The sequence below is a fragment of the Bradyrhizobium sp. AZCC 2176 genome, assembly GCF_036924645.1.
In the GTDB taxonomy this organism is placed as follows: Bacteria; Pseudomonadota; Alphaproteobacteria; order Rhizobiales; family Xanthobacteraceae; genus Bradyrhizobium.
In genome coordinates, this window is record NZ_JAZHRX010000001.1 from 197,866 (window position 1) to 210,044 (window position 12,179).

Consider the following 12,179-nt stretch of genomic DNA (forward strand, 5'->3'; position numbering starts at 1 on the left):
GAGACATAAGATGTCCGATGCCGTGGTCCCACATCGAGTAGAGCCCAGCGCGCCAGTGGCGCGTTCCGGCGCGAGCTGGCCGAAGCGCGCGCTCGACAGCGACATCTTCTATTCGTTCCGCCGTTCCCGGATGACCATGGTTGCGGCGGCCGTCACCGTGCTGTTCTTTCTGCTGGCACTCTTTGCATCGCAGCTGGCGGTGCAGAATCCGTTCGATCCGGCGCAACTGCAGTTGATGAATTCGCGGATCTCGCCGCTGTGGACGGCCGACGGCCAGAGCCCGTTCCTGCTCGGCACCGACGAACAGGGGCGCGACGTGTTTTCGGCCATTCTGTACGGTTTGCGGATTTCGCTCGTGGTCGGCGTGCTCGGCGTCATCTTTGCCGGCGCGCTCGGCATCACGCTTGGCCTGATCGCGGGCTATGTCGGCGGCGCGGTCGACGGGCTGATCATGCGCATCGCCGACGTGCAGCTCACCTTCCCCGCGATCCTGATCGCGTTATTGGTCAATGGCGTTGCCAAATCCGTGTTCGGCGACCGATTGGACGCTATGAGCACGCTGGCGGTGCTGGTGGTCGCGATCGGCCTGAGTTTCTGGGTGCAGTATGCCCGCACCGTGCGCGGCTCGGTCATGGTTGAGAAGAACAAGGACTATGTCGCGGCGGCCCAATTGATCGGCCTTCCCGCGCCCAAGATCATTTTCCGGCACGTGCTGCCGAATACGACGGGCCCGATCCTCGTGATCGCCACCATCAACCTCGCGCTCGCCATCATCACCGAGGCGACGCTGTCGTTCCTCGGCGCCGGCATGCCCGACACCATGCCCTCGCTCGGCACGCTGATCCGGATCGGCAACAACTACCTGTTCGCCGGCGAATGGTGGATCGTCGCCTTCCCCGGCATTGCGCTGGCGGGCCTGATCCTCTCCATCAACCTGCTCGGCGACTGGCTGCGCGACGCGCTGAATCCAAAGCTCCGATGACCGTTCCCGTCCTCTCCGTGCGCAATCTCGAGGTGGAATTCCTCACCCGCCGTAGCACGCTGCGCGCGATCAACGGCGTGTCATTCGACATCGCCAAGGGCGAAGTGCTTGGCGTGGTCGGCGAGTCCGGCGCCGGCAAATCGGTCACGGGCCTTGCCGTGATCGGGCTGATCGATCCGCCCGGCCGGATCGCCGGCGGCGAGATCTATCTGTCAGGGACGCGGATCGACCATCTGCCGCCGGAAGACATCCGCCGCATCAGGGGCAAGCGGATCGGCATGATTTTTCAGGATCCGCTGACCAGCCTCAATCCGCTCTACCGGATCGGCGACCAGATCGTGGAGACGATCCGGACCCACCTGAATCTGTCGGAGACCGCGGCGCGCAAGCGCGCGATCGACCTGCTCGCCGAGGTCGGAATCCCCGCGCCGGAAAAGCGCATCGACGCCTACCCGCATGAATTCTCAGGTGGTATGCGCCAGCGCGTCGTGATCGCGCTTGCGATCTGCGCCGAGCCGGAACTGATCATCGCCGACGAGCCGACCACGGCGCTCGACGTCTCCGTGCAGGCGCAGATCATCTCGCTGATCAAGCGCCTCGGGCGCGATCACGGCACCGCGGTGATGCTGGTGACCCACGACATGGGCGTGATTGCCGAGACCTCCGACCGGGTCGCGGTGATGTATTCGGGGCGGATCGCCGAGATCGGCCCGGTGCAGGACGTGGTACAGAATCCGCTGCATCCCTACGCCAAAGGACTGATGGGCGCGATCCCGACGCTTGCCGGCGAAGGCAAGCGGCTGGTGCAAATTCCGGGTTCGATGCCGCGGCTGTCGGCGATCCCGCCGGGCTGTTCGTTCAATCCGCGCTGCGCCTTCGCGTTCGACCGCTGCCGCGTCGAACGGCCGGAACCGCTCAAGCAAGGTTCGCATGCGGTGGCCTGCCATCTCTTCGATACCGCGCCCAACGAAGCCGCAAAGGAGACCGCGGCATGACGGCCTCCTTTGTCGATGTGCGAAATCTGCGCCGCGTGTTCGACGTCTCAAAACCGTGGCTCAACCGTGTGCTGGAAGGCGGCCATCTGGAATTCCTGAAAGCCGTCGACGGGGTCACCTTCGATATCAGGAGGGGCGAAACCTTCGCGCTCGTCGGCGAGTCCGGTTCGGGCAAGACCACCGTGGCGCGGATGGTGGTGGGATTGCTGCCGCCGAGTTCGGGCGAGGTCGTGATCGACGGCGTGTCGATGACCAACGCCCGTCAGGCGCAAGCGCGCCAGCGGCTGCGCCGCCGTATCCAGATGATTTTTCAGGATCCCTATGCAAGCCTCAATCCCCGCTTCCGCGTCGATGCCATCGTCTCCGAGCCGATCCGCGCCTTCGACCTGATCCAGGGCGAGCGCGATATCCGCTCGCGGGTCGGCGAATTGTTGAGCCTCGTCGGCCTGCATCCCGACGACGGGCTCAAATATCCGCATGAATTTTCCGGCGGCCAACGCCAGCGCATCGCGATCGCACGCGCTCTCGCTTCGGAGGCCGAATTCATCGTCTGCGACGAGCCGACCTCGGCGCTGGACGTTTCCGTGCAGGCGCAGATCCTCAATCTGATGCGCGACCTGCAGGACAAGTTCGGGCTGACCTATCTGTTCATCAGCCACAACCTCGCCGTGGTCCGCCACATGGCGACCCGGATCGGCGTGATGTATCTCGGCCGCATCGTCGAGATTGCGGAAGGGCGCGAGCTGTTCGCCAATCCGCGGATGCCTTACACCAGGATGCTGCTGGGCGCGGTTCCGGATCTCGCGATGTCCGGCCGCCAGCGGATTCCGGTCAAGGGCGAAATCCCTAATCCGATCGATCCGCCGCCCGGTTGCGCCTTCAACCCGCGCTGCCCGCTGGCGTTCGATCTCTGCCGCAGGGAAGCGCCTGTCCTGATCGACGGCGTCGCCTGCCATGCCGTCAACCATCCGGTTGAGACCGCAGCCTTGGTATGATCACGGAGATGGGTGCAATGCGTGGCATCCCAGCGGTTGGCATCCAGCCTCGCCTGTGGTCAAGTGCGTCCGCCTCGCAATACCACCAGCGCATCGGACTCCCATGAGCAACATCAATCCCGATCCATTCACCACAAGGCCGGAAATCGAAGGCACCTTTGGCGTGGTCACCTCGACCCACTGGATCGCGACCGCGGTCGGCATGGGCATCCTGGAAAAAGGCGGCAACGCGTTCGATGCCGGCGTCGCCACGGCCTTCACGCTGCAGGTGGTGGAGCCGCATCTCAACGGCCCCGGCGGCGACGTGCCGATCATCGTCCACGACACCAAGCGCGGCCGCACCGAGGTGATCTGCGGCCAGGGTCCCGCACCTGCGAAGGCCACCATCGCGCACTACAAAAGCGAAGGCCTCGAAATGGTGCCCGGCACCGGATTGCTCGCCGCCTGCGTGCCCGGCACGTTTGAATCCTGGATGCTGCTGCTTCGCGATTACGGCACGATGCGGCTGCGTGATGTGCTGGAGCCGGCGATTGCCTACGCTCGCGATGGCTATCCGCTGGTCGAGCGCGCGTCCGCGACCATTCAGGTCGTCGAGCAATTGTTCCGGAAGCACTGGACGACGTCGGCCGCCGTCTACCTGCCGAACAACGAGGTGCCGAGGCCCGGCACGCTGTTCACCAACAAAGCACTCTCGGAAACCTACGCCCGCATCCTCAAGGAAGCCGAAAGCGCCGGCGGCGATCGTGTCGCGCAGATCGAGCGTGCGCGAAAGTCCTGGTCGCAGGGATTTGTGGCAGAAGCGATCGACAAGTTCTGCCGCACGCAGGAAGTAATGGACGTCTCAGGCTCACCGCATCGCGGCGTGCTAAGCGCCGACGATATGGCGCGCTGGCAGCCGACGGTCGAGGCGCCGCTGACCTACGACTACGGCCGCTACACCGTTTGCAAGCCCGGCGTCTGGAGCCAGGGCCCGGTCATGCTGCAGCAGCTCGCGTTGCTGAAAGGCTTCGAACTCGACGGGCTCGATCCTGCCGGCCCCGAATTCATCCATCTGCAGATCGAGTGCGCAAAACTCGCATTCGCCGATCGTGAGAAGTTTTATGGCGACCCAAAGTTCACCGACATCCCGATCGCGACCTTGCTGTCGGACGCCTACAATGACGAACGCCGCAAGCTGATCTCCAGCGACAAGGCCTCGCTCGATTTCATCCCGGGCTCGGTGGAAGGTTTTGGCTCGATCGTAAAACTGCGCCGCGCCGAAGGGCATCGCGAGGCGGTCGGTGCCATGGGCGCAGGCGAGCCAACCGTCGGCCGGTTCGGCGAGGTGCGCGGCGATACCGTGCATTTCGATATCATCGACCAGGCCGGCAACATGGTCTCGGCGACGCCGTCCGGCGGCTGGCTGCAATCCTCGCCGGTCATTCCGGAACTCGGCTTCTGCCTCGGCAGCCGCGCGCAGATGTTCTGGCTGGAAGAAGATCACCCGGCGGCGCTCGCGCCGGGCAAGCGCCCGCGCACCACGCTCTCGCCGACCATGTGCTATCGCGACGGCGAGCCGTACATGGCGTGGGGCTCGCCCGGTGGTGACCAGCAGGATCAATGGACCACGCAATTCTTCCTGCGCCATGTGCACGCCAAGCTGAACCTGCAGGAAGCGATCGACGCGCCCGCTTGGCACTCCGAACATTTCCCGATCTCGTTCTGGCCGCGCACCGCGCGCCCCGGCGTGCTGGTGGTCGAGAACCGCGTGCCGAAGGCAACCGTTGACACCCTGAAGAGCCGCGGCCATGTCGTCGAGATCGGCCCCGACTGGTCGGAAGGCCGCCTCACCGCGGCCTCCAGGGTCGGCCGTCGCCGCCGCGCCGCTGCCAACCCAAGGGGCATGCAGGGCTACGCGGCCGGACGCTAGTTAGAGAAGACACAAGATGACCTGGTCGATCATCGCCCGCGATCCTTCAACCGGCCAAATCGGCATTGCGGTTGCGACCCGGTTTTTCGCGGTCGGCGCGCGCGTGCCGCATATCGCCCCCGGTATCGGCGGCGTCGCGACGCAGGCGCTGGTCAATCCATATTACGGCATCGACGGCGTGAAGCTGTTGCGCGAAGGGCGCAGCCCCCGCGAAGTGGTGGAGGCGTTGATTGCCACCGACGACGGCCGCGAGGCCCGGCAGCTTCATGTCATGGATATCAAGGGCCGGATCGCCGCGCATACCGGCAGCGAATGCGTCGACTGGTGCGGACATATTCAGGGCGACGGATTCTCGCTCGCCGGCAACATGCTGGCGGGCGCCGCCGTGCTGGACGATACCGCGCAAGCCTTTGTCGCCAATGCCAGCCTGCCCTTTGCGCAGCGGCTGATCACCGCCATGAAGGCCGGCGAAGCCGCCGGCGGCGACAAGCGCGGCAAGCAATCGGCCGCGCTGGTGATCCAGGGCGAGGAGGAATGGTCCGATCTCGACCTGCGCGTCGACGACCACACCGATCCACTCGCCGAGCTTGAACGGCTGGAACAGGTCAGCCGCGAGCGCTGGGTGCATTTCCGCCCGTTCCTGCCGACGCGGAAGAACCCGGCCGGAGTAACCGACCGCGCGGTCATCGACGCTAGCGTTCAAGCGGCGACGGCGGGCAAGGCATGACCGCGAGCCCGCTGATCGAAATCGAGGGCCTGCGCGTCGTCTTCCACGGCGATGATGGCCGCACCACGCACGCAGTGGACAGCGTCGATCTCAGCGTGGCCAATGGCGCGACGCTCGGCCTGGTCGGCGAATCCGGCTGCGGCAAGAGCGTGACGTCACTCGCCATCATGGGGCTGTTGTCAAAAAACTCGGCCGAAGTCTCCGGTTCGATCCGCTTCGACGGTTTTGATCTGCTCGATGTCCCTGACCAAACGCTGCGCGATCTCCGCGGTAATCGCCTTGCGATGATCTTCCAGGAACCGATGACCTCGCTCAATCCGAGCTTTACCATCGGCGACCAGATCATCGAGACAATTTTGCGCCATCGCGGCGGGTCGCGGCGGCAGGCGCGCGAGCGCGCCATCGAACTGCTGCGCCGCGTCCACCTCGCCTCACCCGACAAGCGGATCGACGAATATCCGCACAAGCTTTCCGGCGGCATGCGCCAGCGGGTGATGATCGCGATGGCGCTGGCCTGCGACCCGCGCCTCCTGATCGCGGACGAGCCGACCACCGCGCTCGACGTTACCTTGCAGGCGCAGATTCTCGACCTGATGCGCGAGCTCAAGGCCGCCAGCGGCGCCGCGATCATCCTGATCACCCATGATCTCGGCGTCGTCGCCGAGGTCTGCGACGAGGTCGCGGTGATGTATGCCGGTGAAATCGTCGAGCGCGCGCCGGTCGACGAACTGTTTGCCAATCCGCAGCATCCCTACACCGTCGGTCTGCTCGGCTCGATCCCTCGGCTCGGCCGCCGCACCGCGCATCTGGCGACGATCGAGGGCATGGTGCCGAACATGGCAAACCCGCCGGCCGGCTGCCGCTTCGCCGCGCGCTGCCCCTTTGTCATTGAAAACTGCGTCGCCGCACCACCGCCGCTCGCAATGGTCCTTCCCGGCCACGCCTCGCGCTGCATCCGTGCACCGCTGGAGCGGCTGGTGTCATGACCGCCCTTCTCGAGGTCGAAGGCCTGGTGAAGCATTTCGTCGCCGCGCGTTCGGTGTTCGGAACGCCCACCGCCTACGTCAAGGCGGTCGACGGCGTCAGCTTCACCGTCGAGGCCGGCAAGACGCTGGCGCTGGTCGGCGAATCCGGTTGCGGCAAATCCACCGTGAGCCGGCTGGTGCTGCGGTTGATCGAGCCGGATGCGGGTACTGTTCGCTTCGAAGGTCGCGACCTCGGCGCGCTCGGCGCCAACGAGTTGCGCGCCTTCCGCCGCGACGCGCAGATCATTTTTCAGGATCCCTATGCGTCGCTCAACCCGCGCATGACCGTCAGCCAGATTCTGACCGAGCCGCTGGCGCTGCACGATCTGGTGTCGGCTGCGCGCCGCCCCGAGCGGGTTGCAGAGCTGCTGCGACTGGTCGGGCTCGAGCCGCGCTTTGCCCGCCGCTATCCGCATGAATTTTCCGGCGGCCAGCGCCAGCGCATTGCAATTGCGCGAGCGCTGGCGGTCGAGCCGAAACTCATTATCTGCGACGAGCCGGTGTCCGCGCTCGACGTCTCGATCCGTTCGCAGATCCTCAATTTGTTGCGCGATCTGCAGGACCGGCTTGGTCTCGCCTATATCTTCGTCAGCCACGATCTCGCGGTCGTAAAACACATCGCCGACCGCGTCGCTGTGATGAATCTCGGCGGCATTGTCGAGACCGCGGACGCCGAAAGCTTGTTCGCCGCGCCCCGGCACCCCTACAGCCGCGCGCTGTTGTCGGCTATTCCGGTGCCCAAACCGCAGGCGAAGCGCAGCCGCATCGTGCTGGAGGGCGAGATGCCGAGCGCGCTCAATCCGCCCTCCGGCTGCCGCTTCCATACCCGCTGCCCCTACGTCATCGAGCGCTGCCGCACCGAAATCCCGCTGCTACTTGCCGACGGCACGGGACACGCCACCGCCTGTCACCGCACGGCGGAATTGCCGGCGCCCGAAAGCATCGTTCCCGCCGATGGCGGCTTTTCGCCGGTGCTGGAAAAATTGGTCGCCGCCTTCAGCGGCGGCACGGAAGGTGCAGACCGCGCCGGGGTTGATATATCAGGGACACGGCCAACAGCGTAATCGTGAATAAGGGGATGGCAGCATGAAAATCTTTCGTTTGGCAGTCACGGCGGCGGCGCTGCTGCTGTCGCTTCCGGCAACCGTTCAGGCCCAGACCACGCTGCGGATCGGGCTCGCCGAGGATCCTGACATCCTCGACCCGACCATGGCGCGCACCTATGTCGGCCGCATCGTGTTCGCCTCGTTCTGCGACAAGCTGTTCGACATCGACGAAAAGCTCAACATCGTGCCGCAGCTCGCGCTGAGCCACGAGACGTCGGCCGACGGCAAGGAAGTCACCATCAAGCTCCGGCCCGGCGTCAAGTTTCACGACGGCGAGGCCTTCAACGCCGAGGCTGCAAAGTTTTCGCTGGAGCGGCACCTGACATTTCCGGGCTCATTCCGGAAACCGGAACTGGCAGCCGTCGACCATATCGATGTCGTCGATCCCCTCACCATCAAGCTGACATTGAAGGCGCCCTATTCGCCCCTGGTCGCACAGCTCACCGATCGCGCCGGGATGATGGTGTCGCCCAAGGCAGCAAAGGAGGCCGGCGACAAGTTTGGACTGCGCCCGGTCTGCGCCGGCCCCTACAAATTCGTCGAACGCGTGCAGCAGGACCGCATGGTGTTCGAGAAATTCGCCGATTACTGGAACAAGGACAATATCCATATCGACCGCATCGTCTATCTGCCGCTGGTGGATGCGACGGTTCGCCTGGCCAATCTGAAGTCCGGCGGCCTTGATCTGATCGAACGCCTGCTCGCGACCGACCTCAAGGAAGTGCAGTCGGACTCGAAGCTGAAATTGTCCAGCGCGATCGAGCTGGGCTATCAGGGCGTGACGTTGAACGTCGGCAAGGACAAGGCCAAGGGACCGCTCAGCCAGTCCGCCAAGGTGCGGCAGGCGCTCGACCTCTCGCTCGACCGCGACGCGATCAGCCAGGTGGTATCCAACGGCGAGTTCAAGCCCGGCAACCAGTGGGTCAACCCCGATCATCCCTATTATCAGAAGGCCTTTCCGATACCGAAGCGCGACGTCGCCAAGGCCAAGGCGCTGTTGAAGGAAGCCGGCGTCACCCCGCCGGTCAGCGTCGACTTCATGGTTTCGAAAGGCGCGGAAACCGAAGCGGCAGCACAGGTGATCCAGTCGATGGCAGCGGAAGCCGGCTTCGACATGAAGCTCAGGGTCACCGAGTTCGCGACGTCGCTGAAGCAGGCCGAAGCCGGAGAATACCAGGCCTATCTTTTGGCCTGGAGCGGCCGGATCGATCCGGACGGCAATTCCTACATCTTCCAGAAGACCGACGCGCCGCAGAACTACAGTGACTGGTCCAACAAGGAGGCCGACAAGGCGCTCGATGACGGCCGCCTTGTGACGGATCAGGCGCAGCGCAAGGCGATCTATGAGAAGCTGGCCAAGATCGTGCTCGAAGAGAAACCGCTCCTCTACATCTACCACCGGCGCATCCTGATCGCGCATACCACCAAACTCGAGGGCTACAAGCAGATGCCGGACGGCCTGGTGCGCGTGGTCGGGCTGAAGCTGAAGTGAGCGCTGCAAACAGATCCTCGCGTCCCGGACGCGCTGCAGCGCGAAGCGGTGCAACGCTGCGCCGGGACCAACTTCTCTCGCGTGGGTCCCGGTTCTGCGGCGCACCGTTGCACGCTGCGCTGCGACCGGGACACGGATGACACCATGCTGAATTTCCTCGCGCGGCGCGTGATCCAGCTCATCCCGACGCTGTTCTTCGTGTCGGTACTGATCTTCTCGCTGCAGCAATTGCTGCCAGGTGATCCGGCGCTTGTCATGGCGGGCGAGGAACGCGACCCTGATGTCATCGCGCAGATCCGCCAGCAGTACCGGCTCGATCAGCCGGTGCCGGTGCAGTATGTCTATTGGGTCAAGGGCGTGCTGTCGGGCGATTTTGGCGAGTCGCTGCGCAACAAGGTGCCGGTGCGCGAGCTGATCGCGCAGAAACTGCCGGTGACAATGCAACTGGCGTCGATGGCGATCGTCATCGCCTTCCTGATCGGCATCCCCGCGGGAATCATCTCGGCGGTAAAGAAAGGCACGGCCTGGGACTATGGCGCCAATTTCTTCGCGCTGTGGGGAATCTCGACGCCCAACTTCTGGCTTGGCATCATGCTGATCTTCCTGTTCTCGATCAAGCTCGGCTGGCTGCCGGCGTCGGGCTATGTGCCGCTGACCGAGAACTGGCGCGCCAGCATCGCCTCCACCATCATGCCGGCTTTCGTGCTCGGCAATGCGATTGCCGCGATCCTGATGCGCCATACCCGCAGCGCCATGCTGCAGGTCTTGGAAAGCGATTACGTCCGCACCGCCCGCGCCAAGGGTCTCCTTGAGCGCTCAGTCATCCTCAAGCACGCCATGCGCAACGCGCTGACGCCGGTCATTACTCTTGGCGCGCTCGAACTCGGCACGCTGCTGTCCGGCGCGGTTCTGACCGAGCAGATCTTTTCAATTCCGGGCTTTGGCAAGCTGATCGTCGACGCGGTCTTCAACCGCGATTATGCGGTCGTTCAAGGCGTCGTACTGACGACGGCGACGATCTACATCACACTCAATCTCATAGCCGATATCGCCTATGTCCTCGTCAATCCGCGGCTGAGGGCTTGAGCCATGACCGACACGGCCCTCGGCACGATCAGGATGACCGCTTCCGACGAACTGGAGAGCCCGGCGCGGCGCGCGCTGCGGCGTCTGTTCAAGCGCAAGGGCGCGGTGGCGGGCCTTGTCGTGATCGCAGCCTTCATCCTGCTCGCGCTGTTTGCACCTCTGATCTCGCCTTACGAGCCGATCGCGACGAGTTGGTCGCTGGTACGCAAGCCGCCTTCCGCCCTGCATTGGTTCGGAACCGACGAGCTGGGCCGCGACATTCTTGCGCGTGTGATCTACGGCGCGCGGGCTTCGCTCTTGGCCGGCGCAATCTCGGTCGGGATCGCGCTTTCGATCGGCGTGCCGCTCGGCCTGTTGTCGGGCTACCGCGGCGGCTTCATCGACGCGCTGATCAGCCGCATCACCGATGCGATGCTGGCCTGCCCGTTTCTGATCCTCGCGATTGCGCTGGCCGCATTCCTAGGCCCCAGCCTCGGCAATGCCATGATCGCAATCGGCATATCGGCGACGCCGATCTTCGTGCGGCTGACCCGCGGCCAGGTGATGAGCGTCAAGGTCGAGGACTATGTCGAGGCCGCGCGCGCGATGGGTAATCCGCGCTGGCGCATCGCGCTGTTTCACATCCTGCCCAACATCATGCCGGCGCTATTGGTGCAGGCGACGCTGTCGATTGCGGCTGCGATCATTGCAGAGGCCGCGCTGTCCTTTCTCGGCCTTGGCCAGCAGCCGCCGGCGCCATCCTGGGGCAGCATGCTCAATGCCGCGCAACGCTTTCTCACCAACGCGCCCTGGATGGCGGTCTGGCCGGGCCTCGCGATCTTCCTCGTGGTGCTGTCGTTCAATCTGGTCGGCGACGGCCTGCGCGACGCGCTGGACCCGAGGGAGCGGTAGCCGCCGGAGCCGTCATTGCGAGCAGCGAAGCAATCCATCGCGCCGCAGGAAAGGTGGACTGCTTCGTCGCTTCGCTCCTCGCAATGATGGGCAATTCGCAGCCGCTAAATCACCACTTCCCGCAGCACTCTCCGGCAATCCATCTCGTATTCGAGATCGATCACCGGCGGCCGCGCGAAATGCCAGGTCAGGCCCGAATGCGCGGCGCCACGGCGAATCAGCGCATCGGCAAAGACGTGGTGAAAATCGTGGATGGTGTAGGTCTGCACATCGGTCGCATCCTTCCAGCCAAAGCCAAACTCGCCCATGCGCCGCTCCATCACGCTCGCGACATAACGGACTTTCTCCGCAATGCCCTCCGGACTCGTGTCGCGATAGCGCACCGTCCGCTCCGCATAGCTCGCGTTGCCTTCCTGCGATTCACCGCTGCCAGCGATGATGAAACTCGGCGCCGTGCCCTGGCTCGGCCGCGTGAACGAAAACGCATGGAACGAAGGCTCGGCCGGCGGGTCGATCTCCGGACAGACATTGCTGCGCGCGACCGGATTGGTCTTGCCGTCATAGATACCCCACTCCGCCAGCGTCTTGACGTAGTGCAGGTTGAAGTTGCGAAATCCCTTGTCAGTGAAGGCGGCCGGCGAGCGCAGCTCGCAGGCGCAGAACGATGTGAGCGGCCTTCCCGCCGCCTGAATGTAGTTTGCGATTTGCGCGAATCCCTCGGCCAGCGGCACCCATTTGTCGAACCGCACCCGCTCGATCTCGTATCCGGGATCGGCGGCCACCCCGCCGGAATACTGAAACACGGCCGGAATGAAGCGGTAGTTGCCAGCGGCAAAGTCGCTCGTCATGTTGGCTCCCTGTTTTTTTCTTTCCTAGCATGGAGCGCCGCCGGCGTCGCCCAGCTGCGTGATCCCCGGGCACACAAAAGCGACGGCAGCGGTGTCCGCTGCCGTCGCCCGTAACTTCTACCT

Annotated in this window: 11 protein-coding genes; 10 read left to right on the forward strand and 1 reads right to left on the reverse strand. The window is 64.5% G+C overall.

The window, feature by feature from the left end; all coding sequences use genetic code 11:
• The first annotated feature begins 10 nt into the window (after positions 1-10).
• The 10 genes from V1288_RS00865 to V1288_RS00910 all read left to right on the forward strand — a co-directional run bounded on the left by V1288_RS00865 (position 11) and on the right by V1288_RS00910 (position 11,208).
• A complete protein-coding gene (locus V1288_RS00865; protein WP_334355278.1) occupies positions 11-982 on the forward strand; it encodes an ABC transporter permease in 972 nt (323 codons plus the stop codon).
• Positions 979-1,977 carry an ABC transporter ATP-binding protein gene (locus tag V1288_RS00870; protein ID WP_334355279.1) on the forward strand — a complete coding sequence of 333 codons (999 nt, stop codon included), beginning with the start codon at positions 979-981 and terminating at the stop codon, positions 1,975-1,977. The genes V1288_RS00865 and V1288_RS00870 overlap by 4 nt, the downstream gene beginning before the upstream one ends.
• The gene (locus tag V1288_RS00875; RefSeq protein WP_334355280.1) at positions 1,974-2,972 is read left to right on the forward strand and encodes an ABC transporter ATP-binding protein; all 999 of its coding nucleotides are present in this window, start codon (positions 1,974-1,976) and stop codon (positions 2,970-2,972) included. Before V1288_RS00870 ends, V1288_RS00875 begins: the two co-directional genes overlap by 4 nt.
• 103 nt (positions 2,973-3,075) lie before the next feature.
• Entirely contained in the window at positions 3,076-4,881 is a 1,806-nt protein-coding gene (locus V1288_RS00880; protein ID WP_334355281.1) for a gamma-glutamyltransferase family protein, read from the forward strand.
• A 16-nt stretch (positions 4,882-4,897) separates the two neighbouring features.
• Entirely contained in the window at positions 4,898-5,608 is a 711-nt protein-coding gene (locus V1288_RS00885; RefSeq protein WP_334355282.1) for a DUF1028 domain-containing protein, read from the forward strand.
• Positions 5,605-6,594: an ABC transporter ATP-binding protein gene (locus V1288_RS00890; protein ID WP_334355283.1), complete on the forward strand. Its 990-nt coding sequence runs from the start codon at positions 5,605-5,607 to the stop codon at positions 6,592-6,594. The genes V1288_RS00885 and V1288_RS00890 overlap by 4 nt, the downstream gene beginning before the upstream one ends.
• On the forward strand, positions 6,591-7,697 hold the full coding sequence (locus V1288_RS00895; RefSeq protein ID WP_334355284.1) for an ABC transporter ATP-binding protein: 1,107 nt from the start codon (positions 6,591-6,593) through the stop codon (positions 7,695-7,697). Before V1288_RS00890 ends, V1288_RS00895 begins: the two co-directional genes overlap by 4 nt.
• A 22-nt stretch (positions 7,698-7,719) precedes the next feature.
• Entirely contained in the window at positions 7,720-9,231 is a 1,512-nt protein-coding gene (locus V1288_RS00900; RefSeq protein WP_334355285.1) for an ABC transporter substrate-binding protein, read from the forward strand.
• Between the two features lie 144 nt (positions 9,232-9,375).
• Positions 9,376-10,317, forward strand: coding sequence for an ABC transporter permease (locus tag V1288_RS00905; RefSeq protein ID WP_334355286.1), 942 nt, complete (start codon positions 9,376-9,378; stop codon positions 10,315-10,317).
• Positions 10,318-10,320: 3 nt separating this feature from the next.
• Positions 10,321-11,208, forward strand: coding sequence for an ABC transporter permease (locus tag V1288_RS00910; RefSeq protein ID WP_442893897.1), 888 nt, complete (start codon positions 10,321-10,323; stop codon positions 11,206-11,208).
• Positions 11,209-11,312: 104 nt separating this feature from the next.
• Here the strand turns inward: V1288_RS00910 and cnbZ are convergent, their stop codons facing one another.
• Positions 11,313-12,056 carry a 2-amino-5-chloromuconate deaminase CnbZ gene (gene cnbZ, locus V1288_RS00915; RefSeq protein ID WP_334355287.1) on the reverse strand — a complete coding sequence of 248 codons (744 nt, stop codon included), beginning with the start codon at positions 12,054-12,056 and terminating at the stop codon, positions 11,313-11,315.
• Positions 12,057-12,179 lie beyond the last annotated feature (123 nt).

What these genes read in the sequence shown, in the direction of transcription:
- V1288_RS00895 (WP_334355284.1), top strand. Translation starts at nt 6,591, where the DNA reads ATGACCGCCCTTCTCGAGGTCGAAGGCCTGGTGAAGCATTTCGTCGCC.
- cnbZ (WP_334355287.1), bottom strand. Translation starts at nt 12,056, where the DNA reads ATGACGAGCGACTTTGCCGCTGGCAACTACCGCTTCATTCCGGCCGTG.
- V1288_RS00900 (WP_334355285.1), top strand. Translation starts at nt 7,720, where the DNA reads ATGAAAATCTTTCGTTTGGCAGTCACGGCGGCGGCGCTGCTGCTGTCG.
- V1288_RS00870 (WP_334355279.1), top strand. Translation starts at nt 979, where the DNA reads ATGACCGTTCCCGTCCTCTCCGTGCGCAATCTCGAGGTGGAATTCCTC.
- V1288_RS00910 (WP_442893897.1), top strand. Translation starts at nt 10,321, where the DNA reads ATGACCGACACGGCCCTCGGCACGATCAGGATGACCGCTTCCGACGAA.
- V1288_RS00880 (WP_334355281.1), top strand. Translation starts at nt 3,076, where the DNA reads ATGAGCAACATCAATCCCGATCCATTCACCACAAGGCCGGAAATCGAA.
- V1288_RS00875 (WP_334355280.1), top strand. Translation starts at nt 1,974, where the DNA reads ATGACGGCCTCCTTTGTCGATGTGCGAAATCTGCGCCGCGTGTTCGAC.
- V1288_RS00865 (WP_334355278.1), top strand. Translation starts at nt 11, where the DNA reads ATGTCCGATGCCGTGGTCCCACATCGAGTAGAGCCCAGCGCGCCAGTG.
- V1288_RS00890 (WP_334355283.1), top strand. Translation starts at nt 5,605, where the DNA reads ATGACCGCGAGCCCGCTGATCGAAATCGAGGGCCTGCGCGTCGTCTTC.
- V1288_RS00885 (WP_334355282.1), top strand. Translation starts at nt 4,898, where the DNA reads ATGACCTGGTCGATCATCGCCCGCGATCCTTCAACCGGCCAAATCGGC.
- V1288_RS00905 (WP_334355286.1), top strand. Translation starts at nt 9,376, where the DNA reads ATGCTGAATTTCCTCGCGCGGCGCGTGATCCAGCTCATCCCGACGCTG.